Source organism: Streptomyces sp. NPDC088730, assembly GCF_044751215.1.
Classification (GTDB): domain Bacteria; phylum Actinomycetota; class Actinomycetes; order Streptomycetales; family Streptomycetaceae; genus Streptomyces.
In genome coordinates this window covers 69,723-86,221 of record NZ_JBIVLK010000013.1, presented here as the reverse complement: position 1 = coordinate 86,221, position 16,499 = coordinate 69,723, and the positions used below count along the sequence as shown (strand labels likewise).

General features: G+C 71.7%; 14 protein-coding genes. 7 read left to right on the top strand and 7 right to left on the bottom strand.

Annotated elements, in window-relative coordinates:
- Positions 1-75: 75 nt before the first annotated feature.
- Both ACIP89_RS29870 and ACIP89_RS29865 read left to right on the top strand, forming a co-directional pair.
- Complete coding sequence (locus ACIP89_RS29870; protein ID WP_402117642.1) at positions 76-1,368, top strand: glycosyltransferase 87 family protein; 1,293 nt, start codon at positions 76-78, stop codon at positions 1,366-1,368.
- A complete protein-coding gene (locus ACIP89_RS29865) occupies positions 1,293-2,450 on the top strand; it encodes a glycosyltransferase family 4 protein (protein WP_401932003.1) in 1,158 nt (385 codons plus the stop codon). Before ACIP89_RS29870 ends, ACIP89_RS29865 begins: the two co-directional genes overlap by 76 nt.
- 323 nt (positions 2,451-2,773) lie before the next feature.
- Here the strand turns inward: ACIP89_RS29865 and ACIP89_RS29860 are convergent, their stop codons facing one another.
- The 5 genes from ACIP89_RS29860 to ACIP89_RS29840 all read right to left on the bottom strand — a co-directional run bounded on the left by ACIP89_RS29860 (position 2,774) and on the right by ACIP89_RS29840 (position 8,004).
- On the bottom strand, positions 2,774-3,895 hold the full coding sequence (locus tag ACIP89_RS29860) for an LOG family protein (RefSeq protein WP_401932001.1): 1,122 nt from the start codon (positions 3,893-3,895) through the stop codon (positions 2,774-2,776).
- 78 nt (positions 3,896-3,973) lie between these two features.
- Positions 3,974-5,158, bottom strand: coding sequence for a hypothetical protein (locus ACIP89_RS29855; RefSeq protein WP_401931999.1), 1,185 nt, complete (start codon positions 5,156-5,158; stop codon positions 3,974-3,976).
- Positions 5,140-5,877, bottom strand: coding sequence for an ABC transporter ATP-binding protein (locus ACIP89_RS29850; RefSeq protein ID WP_401931996.1), 738 nt, complete (start codon positions 5,875-5,877; stop codon positions 5,140-5,142). Before ACIP89_RS29850 ends, ACIP89_RS29855 begins: the two co-directional genes overlap by 19 nt.
- Before the next feature lie 256 nt (positions 5,878-6,133).
- Positions 6,134-7,513 carry an aspartate aminotransferase family protein gene (locus tag ACIP89_RS29845; RefSeq protein ID WP_401932197.1) on the bottom strand — a complete coding sequence of 460 codons (1,380 nt, stop codon included), beginning with the start codon at positions 7,511-7,513 and terminating at the stop codon, positions 6,134-6,136.
- A complete protein-coding gene (locus ACIP89_RS29840) occupies positions 7,498-8,004 on the bottom strand; it encodes an Lrp/AsnC family transcriptional regulator (protein ID WP_401931993.1) in 507 nt (168 codons plus the stop codon). Before ACIP89_RS29840 ends, ACIP89_RS29845 begins: the two co-directional genes overlap by 16 nt.
- Before the next feature lie 163 nt (positions 8,005-8,167).
- Here ACIP89_RS29840 and ACIP89_RS29835 point away from each other — a divergent pair, with 163 nt between their 5' ends.
- From ACIP89_RS29835 to ACIP89_RS29820, 4 genes are all read left to right on the top strand, one after another.
- Positions 8,168-9,607 carry a gamma-aminobutyraldehyde dehydrogenase gene (locus tag ACIP89_RS29835; protein WP_401932200.1) on the top strand — a complete coding sequence of 480 codons (1,440 nt, stop codon included), beginning with the start codon at positions 8,168-8,170 and terminating at the stop codon, positions 9,605-9,607.
- A gap of 230 nt (positions 9,608-9,837) precedes the next feature.
- Positions 9,838-11,001, top strand: coding sequence for a PotD/PotF family extracellular solute-binding protein (locus ACIP89_RS29830; RefSeq protein ID WP_402117695.1), 1,164 nt, complete (start codon positions 9,838-9,840; stop codon positions 10,999-11,001).
- Positions 11,002-11,283: 282 nt separating this feature from the next.
- Positions 11,284-13,050, top strand: coding sequence for a glycosyl hydrolase family 28-related protein (locus ACIP89_RS29825; RefSeq protein ID WP_402117641.1), 1,767 nt, complete (start codon positions 11,284-11,286; stop codon positions 13,048-13,050).
- A 48-nt stretch (positions 13,051-13,098) separates the two neighbouring features.
- Positions 13,099-15,033, top strand: a complete 1,935-nt coding sequence (locus ACIP89_RS29820; RefSeq protein ID WP_402117639.1) for a glycosyl hydrolase family 28-related protein — start codon at positions 13,099-13,101, stop codon at positions 15,031-15,033.
- Positions 15,034-15,205: 172 nt separating this feature from the next.
- On the opposite strand, the gene ACIP89_RS29815 is transcribed toward ACIP89_RS29820, so the two are convergent.
- Entirely contained in the window at positions 15,206-15,367 is a 162-nt protein-coding gene (locus ACIP89_RS29815) for a hypothetical protein (protein ID WP_402117638.1), read from the bottom strand.
- A gap of 77 nt (positions 15,368-15,444) precedes the next feature.
- Between ACIP89_RS29815 and ACIP89_RS29810 the strand changes: the two genes are divergently transcribed.
- The gene (locus tag ACIP89_RS29810) at positions 15,445-15,615 is read left to right on the top strand and encodes a hypothetical protein (protein ID WP_401932208.1); all 171 of its coding nucleotides are present in this window, start codon (positions 15,445-15,447) and stop codon (positions 15,613-15,615) included.
- 25 nt (positions 15,616-15,640) lie between these two features.
- On the opposite strand, the gene ACIP89_RS29805 is transcribed toward ACIP89_RS29810, so the two are convergent.
- A complete protein-coding gene (locus ACIP89_RS29805) occupies positions 15,641-16,447 on the bottom strand; it encodes an SAM-dependent methyltransferase (RefSeq protein WP_402117636.1) in 807 nt (268 codons plus the stop codon).
- Positions 16,448-16,499: the final 52 nt, after the last annotated feature.

The following is a 16,499-nucleotide window of genomic DNA, read 5'->3' as shown; positions in this document are numbered from 1 at the left end:
TCATGCCACGGGTTGAGAGCGAAGACCGGATTCCGGTGTGACGTGCCGTGGGAGCCGCGTTCCTAGCCTCGGTTCATGGACGTGACAGCAGGTCCCGCGGCGGCCGCGGGGACCGTACCCCTCTCTCGACGCGGAGCCCGCGCGGCCCTGTTTGGCTCCGGTCCGCGACGTGCCGCGGCCGGGTGGGCGGGCTGCGCCGCGGTGGCCCTGCTCCTCGCGCTCCACTCCGGACTCGCCCCGCACCGCATCTGGGGTGCGTCGGCCGCCGTCGGATACGCGAGCGCGGTGTGGCCGGCCGCCCGCGGGAGGCACCGTACGGCGGCCGCGCTCGCGGCCGCCGGCGCGGTGGGGCTGCCGCTGCTGGTCCTCGTACTCATGGGCCGGGCCCAGCTGGAGGTCGAAGTCGTCGCGCGCTCGGCGCGGTTGCTGCTGACGACCGGATCTCCTTACGCCCCCGATCCGGTGGCGGTGGCGGACTTCGACCCCTACCTCCCCGCGATGGCGGTCTTCGGGATTCCGCACGCCCTCTTCGGTGCGGGCCCGCTGACCGATCCCCGGCTGTGGACCGGAGCCGCCTTTCTCGCCGCACTCGCACTCTGCGCCAGGCGGCCACCGCTGCTCGCGCTGGCCGCCTGCCCCCTCGTCGCCCTGCCGCTGGCGGTGGGTGGCGTCGACCTTCCGGTGGCCGGACTCATGTGCCTGGGCCTCTCCCTGGCCGGACGGGACAGGCCGGTCGCCGCCGGACTGGTGACGGGGCTGGCCGCAGCGCTCAAGTGGACGGCCTGGCCCGCCCTCCCGGTGGCCGTCGTGCTCCTGATGTCGATGCGGCGGAGCGGCACCGCCGGGCGCGGGGCGCCGCTGCGGTGCGCCCTCGTGGCGGTACTCACCACCGCTGTACTGGTGCTCCCGGCGGCCCTGCGCGATCCGGCGTCCTTCGGCACGCACGTCGTCGGATACCCGCTCGGCCTGACCGGTGCCGTGTCACCGGCCGCCACCCCCTTCCCCGGACATCTGCTCGCCGCCGGGCTGCCCGGAGGCCGGGCCGTCGCCCTCGTGCTGCTCCTCTGCTGCGCTCTGGCAGTGGCCGGTTCGCTGATCGTCCGGCCACCGGGGACGGCGTCCGCCGCCGCGCTGCGGCTGGCCCTCGGACTGGGCCTCGCCACCGCCCTCATGCCCGCCACCCGGTTCGGCTACCTCGTCTATCCGTTGGTGCTCGCCGTCTGGGCCGTGTCGCAGCACGGCCGGGCGCGGCACAGCACAGCGGCCCGACCCCACCTCGAAGGAACGCCCCGATGGCCCGCACTCTCGTCGTCACCAACGACTTCCCGCCCCGCCAGGGCGGCATCGAGACGTTCGTCCATGCGATGACCAGCCGCTTTCCCGCCGATTCCGTGGTCGTCTACACCTCGTCCGAGCCCGGGGCCGTCGCGTACGACGCCGAGCTGTCCTACCCGGTGATCCGCGACCGGGCCCGGATGCTGCTGCCCACCCCGCGCGTCGCGGGCCGGGCGGCGGCTCTGGCCCGGCGGTACGGCTGCGACCGGGTCTGGTTCGGTGCGGCCGCGCCGCTGGCCCTGATGGGCGACCGGCTGCGCCGGGAGGCCGGGGTGCGGCGGATCGTGGCCACCACCCACGGCCACGAGGTGTGGTGGGCGCGCGTCCCGGGTGCCCGGTCCCTCCTGCGGCGGATCGGGGCGGTCACGGACACCGTCACCCATCTCGGAGAGGCGACCCGGCTGCCGATCGCGGCCGCCGTCGGCCCGGTGGCCGCGCGCCGGATGGTGCGCCTGGTGCCCGGGGTGGACGCCGACGCCTTCCGCGCGAGCCCGGGGGAGAGCGCGGTCCGTCGGCGGTACGGGCTGAACGACCGGCCGGTGGTCCTCTGCGTCGCGCGGCTCGTTCCCCGCAAGGGCCAGGACACGCTGGTTCGCGCGCTGCCGGAGGTCAGACGGGCGGTCCCGGGAGCGACCCTGCTGCTGGTCGGCGACGGCCCCGCCGCAGGCTCCCTGCGCCGTGCGGCGGCCGCGGCCGGGCTCGCCGACGCGGTCGTCCTGGCAGGCGGGCATCCGCATGCGGCGATGCCGGAGTTCTTCACGGCGGCCGACGTCTTCGCGATGCCGTGCCGCACCCGGCGCCGGGGCCTGGAGGTGGAGGGCCTCGGCATCGTGTTCCTGGAGGCCGCCGCGGCGGGACTCCCGGTACTGGCCGGGGACTCGGGCGGTGCGGCCGACACGGTCCGCGACGGGGTGACCGGGCATCTGGTCGACGGGCGGGACGTGCCGGCCGTCGCAGCCCGGCTCATCGGCCTCCTCCAGGACCGCGACACCGCCGCCGCGATGGGGGAGAGGGGGCGCGAGCGGGTGCGGGCGGAGTGGGGCTGGGACGGGACGTACGAACGGCTGGCGGGGCTGCTGGCGGTTGAGCCGGGGCACGGCGGCGGTGAGCGGTGAGCGGCGCCCCGGCCCGGCGGCGGTTCCTGCCGGGCCCGCCGGCCCGGCGGTGAACGGGCCCTGGCCCGGCGGTGAGCGGCCCGTCGGCCCGACGGTGAACGGGCCCCGGCCCGGCGGTGAGCGGCCCGTCGGTCCGGCGGTGAACGGGCCCCGGCCCGGCGGTGAACGGGCCCCGGCCCGGCGGTGAGCGGGCCCCGGCCCGGCGGTGAGCGGCCCGCCGGCCCGGCGGTGAGCGGCCCGCCGGCCCGGCGGCGAACGGGCCCCGGCCCGGCGGTGAGCGGGCCCCGGCCCGGCGGCCGTCGGTGGGCCGCGTGCGGGCCCGGTTACTTCGCCGACAGCCGGGCGAGCTCCGCGGGTGCCTCCTCCACCGTGTCGACGAGCGCGATACGGGACTCCATCTGCCGGTCCGCGGCGAGTGCCCGCAGGAGCGGCCACGCGGGCAGTTCCCTGGTCCAGTGGTCCCGGCCGACCAGCACCATCGGGACCGGCTCCCCGCGTGAGCCGTAGTAGTTCGGGGTGGCGCTGTCGAAGATCTCCTGGACGGTGCCGGCCGCGCCCGGAAGGAAGATCACGCCCGCGGTCGAGCGGGCCAGCAGCCCGTCCTCACGCAGAGCGTTGGCGAAGTACTTGGCTATGTGGTCGGCGAACGGGTTCGGCGGCTCGTGTCCGTAGAACCAGGTGGGGACCGACACCGAGTCACCGCCGTCCGGCCACCGTTCCCGCACGGCGAAGGCGGCCAGCGCCCAGTCGGAGACCGAAGAGCTGAACGAGGGTACGGCGGCGAGGAGTTCGCAGGCCTGGTCCAGCATCGCGTCGGGGTGCGGCGCCGCGTAGGCGCCGAGGTTCGCCGCCTCCATCGCACCCGGCCCGCCGCCGGTGGCGACCGTGTGTCCGCCGCGGGCCAGGGTCCGGCCGAGACGGGCCGCGGCCGCGTACGCATCACTGCCGCGGGCCGTCGCGTGACCCCCCATCACGCCGACCACCCGCGCTCCGACAAGAAGTTCGTCCAGCGCGTCGGAGACCGCGTCGTCGTGGAGCGCGCGCAGCATCGACGCGAACGCGTCACCGTTGGACCGGGTCCGCTGGAACCAGCGGTAGGCGAGGGCGTCGGGCGTGGTCTCGTAGCCGTTCTTGGCCAGCCCGTCGTAGAGCGCGTCGGGGGAGTAGAGGAGGCCTCGGTACGGGTCGAAGGGAAGGCCGGGCACCGGCGGGAAGACGAACGCGCCGTCGGCCCGTGCCTTCGTCGCCGCGTCGGGCTCCATCGGGCAGCCGAGGAAGACGGCGCCCGATGTGTCGGAGGCCAGCAGGGCGGCGGTCCGGCCGGTCAGATCGACGGACTGGACGCGGTGCCCGGCCAGTGAGCCGGCGGCGACCGCCTCGTCGAAGGCGGCGAGCGACTCGATCTCGGCGCCGGGGGCGGGAAAGCTCTCGTCGGGATTTTCCACGGCCTCATGCTACGAACCGGTGTCCTGCCGGTCCGCGCCGGCCCGGCGCCCGGCCCCGGCCCGGTGGCGGCCGGGCGCTCAGGCGGTCAGCGGCAGCGCGGCCAGCTCCGCGATCGCCCAGGTCAGCGGCGCGAAGACGAGCAGCAGTGTGGCCGCGCGCAGCGCTGTCGCGGCCCGCAGCGCCGAGGCCGGGGCGCCGAGCCGCAGCAGGGCCCGTGCCGTTTCCGCGCGGGCCTGCTTCGCCTCCAGCGCCGAGGTCAGCAGCGTCGCCGTCGTGCAGCCGATGACGAGTACGGCGCCGAGTGCGGTGAGCGGTCCGAAGGGACGGGGGCCCGTCCCGTACAGCGCGAAAGCGGCGATGACGGCCGAGAGCACCGCGCAGACGACGCCCAGCGGCCGGCCGATCCGGCGCGCCTCGTCCATCAGCACCCGGCCCGCCAGCAGCCGTACGGCTCCGGGGCGCACCGCCTGGAGCAGCCGTCCGGCGAGATGGGTCAGCCCGGGGCCCGCCGTGGCGAGGCCGATCGCCGTCAGCGTCCACCCCACCAGGACCCAGGCCGGGGTGGAGTCCAGCTTTCCGGGGAGCGGGAACGGGCTGCCCGACGAACCCCGGCTCGCGTACGCCTCGACCGCGAGGCCGGCGGCCGTCAGGGCGACGCCCCACGGCAGCCCGGCAGGCGGCGCGGCCGGGGCCGGCACCTGCTCCTCGGGCAGCAGGTCCCGCGCACCGTCCTGCACGTCCGCCGCCCGCACCGGACTGGTGCGCAGCGCCAGCGCGCTCGCGGTCGCCGCGGCCGCGGGCACCAGGGTCAGCAGGAGCACGACGGCGGCCAGCGGCAGCGACGCGTCGGCGCCCAGCAGCCCGGCCGCCGCGCCGTCGAACGGCAGCCCGGACAGATCGCCGCGCAGGTGGAGGAAGAAGAGCAGCGCCACCATGGAGCCGAGGGTGCAGGAGACGGCGGTGGAGACCGCGGCGAGCACACTGAGCCGGACCGGGCCCATGCCGACGGCGGAGAGTCCGGCGCGCGGGCGGGTGCTCGGGTCGGTCCGGGCCACCGCGACGGCGAACTGCACGGTGGCGGCCAGCGGCACGAAGCACCACAGCAGCCGCAGCACCGAACCGGCGGAGTGCGCCGGGTGCCCGGAGGCGTAGCCCAGGGTGCACAGCAGGAGGAAGCCGACCCCGGCGGAGGCGGCCGCGACCAGCAGCCGCCGCACCAGGACCAGAGGATGGGAGCCGCGGGCTAGACGGAGAGCGAGCACGCCGCGCGGCCTTCCGTGTCGGTCCCGGTGCCAAGCTTGACCGTGGCGACCCGGCGGCCGTCCAGCAGTGGCACCGCGCGGTCCGCGAGTGCGGCGATCTCCGCGTCGTGCGTGGCGAGGACCACCGTGATGCCGTGCGAGCGGGCCGCGCTGGTCAGGGTGCGCAGGACATGGGCGCGGTCGGTGCGGTGCAGGGTCGCGGTGGGTTCGTCGGCGAAGATCACCGCGGGGCCGGCGGCCAGCGCGCGGGCCACCGAGATCCGCTGGCGCTGGCTCTGCTGGAGGGTGTGCGGCCGCTTCCTGGCGCACATGCCGATGTCGAGGCGCTCCAGCCACTCCATGGCGGCCTTCTTGGCCTCCCGGTGCGAGGCGCCGCGCAGCAGCAGCGGAAGGGCGGTGTTCTCCCAGGTGGTCAGCTCGGGGACGAGCTGCGGCTCGGGTGCGATCCAGCCGAACTTGTCCCGGCGCAGCCGTTCGCGCAGCCGGGGTCCCATGGTGTGGACGGGGACGCTGTTGAACCACACCTCCCCCTCGGTGGGCACCAGTTGGCCGGACAGGCAGTGCAGCAGGGTCGTCTTGCCGCTGCCGCGCGGGCCGGTCACGGCGAGGATCTCGCCGTCGCGGATCCCCAGGGACACCCCGCCGAGGGCGGGCGAGCCGTTGTGGGAGTGGTGCAGGGAGCGCGCCCAGATCACGTCGTTGTCCGGCGGGGCCACCATGGCGTACACCTCGGTTCAGATCAGATATCCCGTTCCCCCGTACGGGGGAACGAAGAGAGGGCCGATCGGTCACTCGGCACGGTAAGGATTCGGACCGCGGTGTGCGCACAGCACGCGGCCCGGATGCGCCGCTTCCCACTCGATTGGGCGCATCCGGGCCGCTTTGGACCGTATGAAATGACCGCTGGAGGACCGTCCGTGGAGGGTCAAGCGGTGGTCAAGCCGGGCTCGCTCGATCAGCCGGTCGAGCGATCGGTCAGAGCTTCGTCCAGGCCTCCGTCAGGACGGACCGCAGGATGGACTCGATCTCGTCGAACGTGGACTGGTCGGAGATCAGCGGCGGCGCGAGCTGGACGACCGGGTCGCCCCGGTCGTCGGCCCGGCAGTACAGGCCGCTCTCGTACAGCGCCTTGGAGAGGAAGCCGTACAGGACGCGCTCGGTCTCCTCGTCGGTGAACGTCTCCTTGGTGGCCTTGTCCTTGACCAGCTCGATGCCGTAGAAGAAGCCGTTGCCGCGGACGTCACCGACGATCGGCAGGTCGTGCAGCTTCTGCAGCGTGGTGAAGAAGGCGTTCTCGTTGTCGAGGACGTGCTGGTTGAGGCCTTCCTTCTCGAAGATGTCGAGGTTGGCGAGGCCGACCGCCGCGGAGACCGGGTGGCCGCCGAAGGTGTAGCCGTGCAGGAAGGTGTTGTCGCCCTCGTAGAACGGCTCGGCGAGCCGGTCCGAGATGATGCAGGCACCGATCGGGGAGTAGCCAGAGGTCATGCCCTTGGCGCAGGTGATCATGTCCGGTACGTAGCCGAACTTGTCGCAGGCGAACATCGTGCCGAGCCGGCCGAAGGCGCAGATGACCTCGTCGGAGACGAGCAGTACGTCGTACTGGTCGCAGATCTCGCGGACGCGCTGGAAGTAGCCGGGCGGGGGCGGGAAGCAGCCTCCGGCGTTCTGCACCGGCTCCAGGAAGACCGCGGCGACGGTCTCGGGGCCCTCGAAGAGGATCTCCTGCTCGATCTGGTCGGCGGCCCAGCGGCCGAAGGCCTCGGGGTCGTCACCGAAGAGCGGGGCGCGGTAGATGTTGGTGTTCGGCACCTTGTGCGCACCGGGCACCAGCGGCTCGAAGGGGGCCTTGAGGGCCGGCAGGCCGGTGATCGACAGGGCGCCCTGCGGGGTGCCGTGGTAGGCGACCGCGCGCGAGATGACCTTGTACTTGGTCGGCTTGCCCTTGAGCTTGAAGTACTGCTTCGCCAGCTTCCACGCGGTCTCGACGGCCTCGCCGCCGCCGGTGGTGAAGAAGACCTTGTTGAGGTCGCCCGGGGCGTAGTCCGCGAGGCGCTCGGCCAGTTCGACGGCCTTCGGGTGGGCGTAGGACCACACCGGGAAGAAGGCCAGCTCCTGCGCCTGCTTGTACGCGGCCTCCGCGAGCTCGCGGCGGCCGTGGCCGGCGTTGACCACGAACAGGCCGGACAGCCCGTCGAGGTAGCGCTTGCCCTGGTCGTCGAAGATGTAGGTGCCCTCGCCACGCACGATGGTGGGAACGGGCGCGTTCTCGTAGTCCGACATGCGGGTGAAGTGCATCCACAGGTGGTCGTACGCGGTCCGGCTGAGGTCCTTGCTCACGGCTATCGGGTTCCCCACATATAGGTCTGCTTCTTGAGCTTGAGGTAGACGAAGCTCTCGGTGGAGCGCACTCCGGGAATGGCCCGGATGCGTTTGCTGATCGTCTCCAGCAGGTGGTCGTCGTCCTCGCAGACGATCTCCACCATCAGGTCGAAGGAGCCCGCGGTCATCACCACGTACTCGCACTCGGCCATGGCCGACAGGGCCTCCGCGACGGGATCGAGGTCGCCCTCGACGTTGATCCCGACCATCGCCTGCCGTCTGAATCCCACAGTGAGCGGATCGGTGACGGCGACGATCTGCATCACGCCCTGGTCGAGCAGCTTCTGGACGCGCTGCCGCACGGCCGCCTCGGAGAGGCCGACGGCCTTGCCGATCGCGGCGTACGGACGCCGCCCGTCCTCCTGGAGCTGTTCGATGATCGCGAGGGAGACGGCATCGACCGTGGAGGACGATCCGTTCCCGGTCCTGGTGTCTGCGCTGCGACTGGCCACGGAGCCACTGTGCACCGGGACTCGTCTGTCTCGCAACCCTCGATCGATGAAATTCGTTGTTGAGCGACCTGAATCTCACTGAATCCGAAGTTCACGACGGTTGGGTATGTCGAAAGCGTTACCCGAGCGACTACGCTGGGCGTCTCACCCATTGGACTTCAGAGCAGGAGGGCCGGCTGTGACCACCGAGGTGCGCCGTCTGCGCAACTACATCAACGGAGAGTTCCGCGACGCCGCCGACGGGCGGACCATCGACGTGGTCAACCCGGTGACGGAAGAGGTCTACGCGACGTCCCCGCTCTCCGGCGCCGCCGACGTGGACGCCGCCATGGAGGCAGCCGCCGCGGCCTTCCCCGCCTGGCGCGACGCCACCCCCGCCGAGCGCCAGCGCGCCCTGCTGAAGATCGCGGACGCCTTCGAGGAGCGGGCGGAGGACCTCATCGCGGCCGAGTCCGAGAACACCGGAAAGCCGGTCGGGCTCACCCGCACCGAGGAACTCCCGCCGATGGTCGACCAGATCCGCTTCTTCGCGGGTGCCGCCCGGCTGCTGGAGGGCCGCTCGGCCGGCGAGTACATGGAGGGGCTGACCTCCATCGTCCGCCGCGAGCCGGTCGGGGTCTGCGCCCAGGTCGCGCCGTGGAACTACCCGATGATGATGGCCGTCTGGAAGTTCGCCCCGGCGCTCGCCGCGGGCAACACCGTGGTGATCAAGCCCTCCGACACCACCCCCGCCTCCACCGTGCTGATCGCGGAGATCATCGGGCAGATCCTGCCCAAGGGCGTCTTCAACGTCATCTGCGGCGACCGGGACACCGGCCGCGCGATGGTGGAGCACCGGACCCCCGCGATGGCCTCCATCACCGGTTCGGTCCGGGCCGGCATGCAGGTCGCCGAATCCGCCGCGAAGGACGTCAAGCGGGTCCACCTGGAGCTCGGCGGCAAGGCGCCGGTCGTCGTGTTCGAGGACACCGACATCGCCAAGGCCGTCGAGGACATCTCGGTCGCCGGCTACTTCAACGCCGGCCAGGACTGCACGGCCGCCACCCGGGTGCTGGTCCACGAGTCCATCCACGACGAGTTCGTCACCGCGCTGGCCAAGGCCGCCGCCGACACGAAGACCGGACAGCCGGACGACGAGGACGTGCTCTACGGCCCGCTCAACAACGCCAACCAGCTCGCCCAGGTCAGCGGCTTCATCGAGCGCCTTCCCGCCCACGCCAGGGTCGAGGCGGGCGGCCACCGCGTCGGCGAGAAGGGCTACTTCTACGCCCCGACCGTCGTCTCCGGCCTCAAGCAGGACGACGAGATCATCCAGCACGAGGTCTTCGGCCCGGTCATCACCGTCCAGTCGTTCAGGGACGAGGCGCAGGCGCTGGAGTGGGCGAACGGCGTCGAGTACGCCCTGGCCTCCTCGGTGTGGACCAAGGACCACGCCCGCGCCATGCGGATGTCCAAGAACCTCGACTTCGGCTGCGTGTGGATCAACACCCACATCCCGCTCGTCGCCGAGATGCCGCACGGCGGGTTCAAGAAGTCCGGCTACGGCAAGGACCTCTCGGCCTACGGCTTCGAGGACTACACCCGGATCAAGCACGTCATGACCTCGCTCGACGGCTGAGACCCGTCGGCGGACCCCCGCTCCATGGCTACGGATACGGCCCCCGGGCGCACTGTGCGAGTGCCCGGGGGCCGTATCCGTGTCTCCGGGGGCGGTGTCCCCGCTCGCCGGGTCCGTCCGCCCTCGACAGGGTGTGCGCGGCGGACGGCCACCGCTGGACGGTTGGTCCATTGCCCGCCGTACCCCCCGACCGGCATCCTGCGCAGGTGCGAGCGATCCCGAAGAACCCCATGTCCCGCCGGTCCCTGCTCCGCGCCCTCGGGGCGGGGGCGGCCGGTGTCACGCTGGCCGGCTGCGGAGTGCCCGCCGCCTATGTGCGGCCCGCCGACCGGGCCGGGCGCGACTCCTCCGCCAGTGACCACACCCTGCACTTCGCCAACTGGCCGCTCTACATCGACACCGACGACGAGAACCAGTCGAAGCGGCCCACCCTGGACGCCTTCAGCAAGCGCACCGGGATCTCGGTCACGTACACCGAGGAGATCAACGACAACGACGAGTTCTTCGGGAAGATCAGCCCCGCGCTGATGAACCACCAGCAGACCGGGCGCGACCTCATCGTCATCAGCGACTGGATGGCCGCCCGGTTCGTCCGGCTCGGCTGGGTCCAGGAGATGGACCGGGCCAAGCAGCCCAACGTGGCGAAGTACCTCGATCCCCAGCTGCGCTCGCCCGCCTTCGACAAGGGCCGCACCCACAGCGTCCCCTGGCAGTCCGGGATCACCGGCATCGCGTACAACCGCAAGCGGCTGGGCCGCGAGATCAAGCACCTGAGCGACCTGTGGGCGCCCGATCTGCGCGGCAAGGTGACGCTGCTGTCCGGGCTCGACGAGTCCTTCGCGCTGCTGATGCAGGGCAACGGTGTCGACATCACCCGCTGGAAGCGCGACGACTTCTACGACATCTGCGAGCAGGTGGAGAAGCTGGTGCGGACGAAGCACATCCGCCGCTTCACCGGCAACGACTACATCAAGGACCTCTCCACCGGGGACGTGCTCGCCTGCCAGGCCTACTCCGGCGACGTCATCCAGCTCCAGGCGGACAACCCGGAGATCGAGTTCGTCGTGCCGGAGGAGGGGGCCGAGCTCTGGGCGGAATCACTCATGATCCCCAACCTCGCCCACCACAAGCGCAACGCGGAGAAGCTCGTCGACTACTACTACGAGCCCGAGGTCGCCGCCGAACTGGCGACCTGGGTCAACTACGTCTGCCCGGTCCCGGCCGCCCGCGAGGTACTCGCCTCCGCCAAGGACGAGGAGACCGCCGCACTCGCCGAGGACCCGCTGATCTTCCCCGACGACGCCATGCGCAAGCGGCTCGCGATCGCCCGCGACATCACCTCCGAGGAGCGCACCGGGTTCGCCAAGAAGTGGAACTCCATAGTCGGGTTGTGAGAGAGCCACCCCGATCGCCTGCGGCCAGGGCTTTCGGCGGGCACTGAAGGCCAGGAACCGGCATCACGCGGAATGCGCGTGGTGCCGGTTCTTCGTGGTACGGCCCGGCTCTCCTCGGCCTGCACCTGAGCGACAGCTGGTTGTTTCAACGCGCTGTCGAAAATTTGCGAAATCTGAGCGACATCTTGTGTTCACGTGGCCGTGATGCTTGAGTGACAGGCGCTTCCCCCGCCCCCCACCTCCCCCACCGGGAAGCACCAGTCACAGCAGAATTGGAGTGTCATGCGCACGTCATCCCCCACACGCGGTTCGTATGTCCTCGCCGTCGCGGTCGCCCTCGTGGGCACGGTCATCGGCGTCACCGGCCAGGCCTCCGCCCAGCGGGCCCCGGAGCCGAGAGCGGCGGCCGCGGCCGGCGCCACCCTTCCGTTCAGCTCCACGGAGGCGGAGTCCGCCGCCACCACCGGCCAGAAGATCGGCCCCGACTACACCCAGGGCACCCTCGCCTCCGAGGCGTCCGGCCGGCAGGCCGTGCGGCTGAGCAGCGGGCAGAGCGTGGAGTTCACCCTCGACCGGGCCGCCAACGCGGTGAACGTGGCGTACAACGTGCCCGACGGGCAGAGCGGTTCACTCGCCGTCTACGTCAACGGCACCAAGCTCGACGCGTCGCTGGCCGTCACCTCCAAGTACAGCTACGTCGACACCCCCTGGATCGTCGGCGCCAGGACCCACCACTTCTTCGACAACGCCCGCCTCCTGCTCGGCCGCGACCTGGCGGCCGGCGACAAGGTGAAGCTGGAGGCCGCGTCCACCGAGGTCACCGTCGACGTGGCCGACTTCGAGCAGGTGGACGAGCCCGCCACCGCACCCTCCGGCGCGGTCTCCGTCGTCGACAAGGGCGCCGACGCCACCGGACAGCAGGACTCCACCCAGGCCTTCCGCGACGCGATCACCGAGGCCAGGGCCGGCGGCGGCACGGTGTGGATCCCGGCCGGCGACTTCAGGGTGGACTCCGAGCTGAGCGGCGTCGAGAACGTCACGATCCAGGGCGCGGGCAGCTGGCACTCGGTCGTGCACGCCTCCCGGTTCATCAACCAGAGCAACTCCGCGGGCAAGGTCACCATCAAGGACTTCGCGGTCGTCGGAGAGGTCACCGAGCGGGTCGACAGCAACCCGGACAACTTCGTCAACGGCTCCCTCGGCCCGGACTCCCGGGTCAGCGGCATGTGGCTGCAGCACCTCAAGGTCGGGCTCTGGCTGACCGGCAACAACGACAACCTGGTCGTCGAGAACAACCGCGTCCTCGACACCACCGCGGACGGACTGAACCTCAACGGCACCGCGAAGGGTGTGCGGGTGCGCGACAACTTCCTGCGCAACCAGGGCGACGACTCGCTCGCCATGTGGTCGCTGAACGCCGCCGACACCGACTCCACCTTCGCGAACAACACCATCTCCCAGCCCAACCTGGCGAACGGCATCGCCATCTACGGCGGCAGCGACATCACCGTCAAGGACAACCTGATCAGCGACACCAACGCCCTCGGCAGCGGGATCGCGATCTCGAACCAGAAGTTCGCCGACCCGTTCTTCCCCCTCGGCGGCACCATCACCGTCTCCGGGAACACCCTCGTGCGCACCGGGGCCCTCAACCCCAACTGGGGCCACCCGATGGGTGCGCTGCGCGTGGACGCGTACGACAGCGCCATCGAGGCGAACGTGAACATCACGGACACCACCATCAAGGACAGCCCCTACAGCGCCTACGAGTTCGTCTCCGGCGGCGGCACCGGCCAGGACGTCAAGAACGTGACCGTCGACGGGTCGGACGTCGACGGCGTCGGCACGGTCGTCGTGCAGGCCGAGACGCCCGGCGCCGTGACGATGTCGGACGTCACCGCCACCGGGACCGGCGTGGCGGGCGTCTACAACTGCCCCTACCCCGAGGGCTCCGGCACCTTCACGCTCACCGACGGCGGCGGCAACACCGGCTGGGACACCACCTGGGACGACTGCTCCGCCTGGCCCGAGCCGGACAGCGGCAACTAGCAGCCCCCACGCACGCACCATCCCCCCACACCGAGAGGAACGCACGCTGTGACAAGGAGAGACTGGAGCCGGCCGGGCATCGCCGTCGCACTCGGCGCCGCGCTGACCGCCGCATGGCTCGTACCGGCCGCACACGCGGCGCCGGTGGCCCCCGAGCCGTCCGCCGCGGCCGCCCGTGGTGCGGCATCCCCGTTCGCCGAGTACGAGGCGGAGGACGGCAGCTACAACGGCACCCTGCTGGAGACGGACGCCACCCGCACCTTCGGACACACCAACTTCGCCACCGAGTCCTCGGGCCGCAAGTCGGTACGCCTCGACTCCACCGGCCAGTACGTGGAGTTCACCTCGGCCGGCAGCACCAATTCCATCGTCGTCCGCAACTCCATTCCCGACGCGCCGGGCGGCGGCGGCCAGGACAAGACGCTGAGCCTCTACGCCGACGGCACGTTCGTACAGAAGCTGGACCTGTCGTCCAAGCACAGCTGGCTGTACGGCAGCACCGACGACCCGGAAGGCCTGACGAACAACCCCGGCGGCGACGCGCGGCGGCTGTTCGACGAGTCGCACGCGCTGCTCGACAAGACCTATCCCGAGGGAACCACCTTCCGGCTCCAGCGGGACGCCGGCGACGACGCCGCGTACTACGTCGTCGACCTGGTCGACCTGGAGCAGGTCGCGCCGCCCGCCGCCAAGCCCGCCGAGTGCACCTCGATCACCGAGTACGGTGCGGTGCCCGACGACGGGAAGGACGACACCGACGCGATCCAGGCGGCCGTCACCGCCGACCAGAACGGCGAGATCGACTGCGTGTGGATTCCGCCGGGGCAGTGGCGGCAGGAGCAGAAGATCCTCACCGACGACCCGCTGAACCGGGGCCAGTACAACCAGGTGGGCATCAGCGACGTGACGATCCGCGGTGCCGGGATGTGGCACTCGCAGCTGTACACGCTGACGGCGCCGCAGGACGCGGGGGGCATCAACCACCCGCACGAGGGGAACTTCGGCTTCGACATCGACGACAACACCAAGATCTCGGACATCGCGATCTTCGGTTCCGGCACCATCCGGGGCGGTGACGGCAACGCCGAGGGCGGCGTCGGTCTCAACGGCCGCTTCGGCAAGGACACCAAGATCAGCAACGTGTGGATCGAGCACGCCAACGTTGCCACCTGGGTCGGCCGCGACTACAGCAACATCCCGGAGCTGTGGGGCCCCGGCGACGGACTCGAATTCACCGGGATGCGCATCCGCAACACCTACGCGGACGGCATCAACTTCACCAACGGCACCCGCAACTCCTCCGTCACCGACTCGTCCTTCCGCAACACCGGGGACGACTCGCTGGCGGTGTGGGCCAGCAAGTACGTCAAGGACCCCGCGGTCGACGTCGGCCACGACAACGTCTTCAGCAACAACACGATCCAGCTGCCCTGGCGGGCCAACGGCATCGCGGTCTACGGCGGTTACGGCAACACGATCGAGAACAACATCGTCTCCGACACCATGAACTACCCCGGCATCATGCTGGCCACCGACCACGACCCGGTGCCCTTCTCCGGGGAGACCCTGATCGCGAACAACGGGCTCTACCGGACCGGTGGCGCGTTCTGGAACGAGGACCAGGAGTTCGGCGCGATCACCCTGTTCGCCCAGGGCTCCGGCATCCCCGGTGTCACCATCCGTGACACCGACATCGAGGACTCGACGTACGACGGCATCCAGTTCAAGACCGGCGGCGGCGAGGTCCCGGACGTCAAGATCAGCAACGTGAACATCTCCGGTTCCGCCAACGGCTCCGGCATCCTCGCCATGGGCGGCGCGCGGGGCAGCGCCACGCTCACCGATGTGACGATCAGCGGATCGCGTGACGGGGACGTGACGGTCGAACCCGGATCGCAGTTCGTGATCAACGGGGCCCCGGCGGGGTCCTCCGGCGCGGCGCGGTCCTCCACCGGGGAACGGGGGAGTGGCCAGGGCCGGTAGCGGTTCGCGGCGCGGGCTCCCGCCCCGCCGCTGCCACCGGGCCGCCCGGATCCGCGTACCGGATCCGGGCGGCCCGGTGGCGTCGCGTGCGCCCCGCTCACTCCGGGTCCGGCGTGCGTCGGCTCCAGCCTGGCGGGCCCGGTCCTCCACCGCCGCGGACACGCCTTCCGGGTCACGGCGAGCCGGCCGCGGCGAACACGAACAGGGAGGAGAGCGGCTCCCGCAGGCCGGTGCTGTCGAGCCCGGTCGAGACCGGCACCGCGGCCGCCGTGACCAGTGCGCCGGCGATCCGTTCCGGCGGCGAGGAGAGCTCGGCGACGGTGTGGAACGGCATCAGCCCGGTGTACGGGAGCGGCCGGCCCGGTCCGTCGGCGGCGAACTTGTACAGGGCCGCCGGCCGCGAGCACGGCGATGAGCACCGTGAGGGCCGCCCGGCGGCGGGCGGCCAGCGGCAGTACCAGCAGGGTCGTCAGCCCGTACGACGTCCACGTCGCCCTCGGCAGCTCCGGTGCGCACGGCACGACGAACGGCATGGTGACGGCGGCCTGCACCAGCGGGGCGACGCCTCGGGGCCGGCCGTGACGTCCCGTGCGCGCGCCGGGCGCCCTCAGCGCTTTCTGGCCACGGCGCCGAACTGGGCGACCTCGGCCGGCCGGGTGCCGGGCGCGGGGCGCCAGTGCGCGCAGGAGACGATGCCCGGCTCGACGAGGTCGAGACCGGTCAGGAACGCGGCGAACTCGAAGCGGCTGCGGGCCGTGATCGGGGGCGTGGCGTTCTCGTTCCAGAACCGCATCGCCGCCTCGTTGCCCTCGCCGCCCAGCTCCAGCGTGGGATGGGTGAGGACCAGGTAGCTGCCGGGCGGCACCGCGTCCATCAGCCGCCGGACGATGCGCAGCGCCTCGTCCGTGTCGAGGACGAAGTTGAGGATGCCGAGGAGCATGACCGCGACCGGCCGCTCCAGGTCGAGCGTCCGCCCGGCCGCGCGCAGGATCTGCTCCGGCTCGCGGGCGTCCGCGTCGAGGTACTCGCTCGCGCCCTCCGGTGAACTGGTGAGCAGCGAGCGGGCGTGCGCCAGGACGGTCGGGTCGTTGTCGACGTACACGACGCGGGCGTCCGGCGCGGTGTGCTGGGCGACCTCGTGGGTGTTGTCCGCGGTCGGCAGCCCCGTTCCGATGTCCAGGAACTGGCCGATGCCCGCGTCACCGGCCAGGTACCGCACCGCGCGCCCCAGGAACGCCCGGTCGGCCCGCGCCACCTCCTTGATGCTGGGGTACATGCCGGTGACCTGGTCGCCGACGGCCTGGTCCACCGGGAAGTGGTCCTTGCCGCCGAGCCAGTAGTTCCAGACCCGGGCGTTGTGGGCGACATCCGAACGGACCTGTGCGGGAAGGGAGTTGTGGTGGGGGACGGGCACGTGTGCTCCTCTGGCGCCGGGCCTGGCATCGGGACGATGAGGTGGCGTCCAT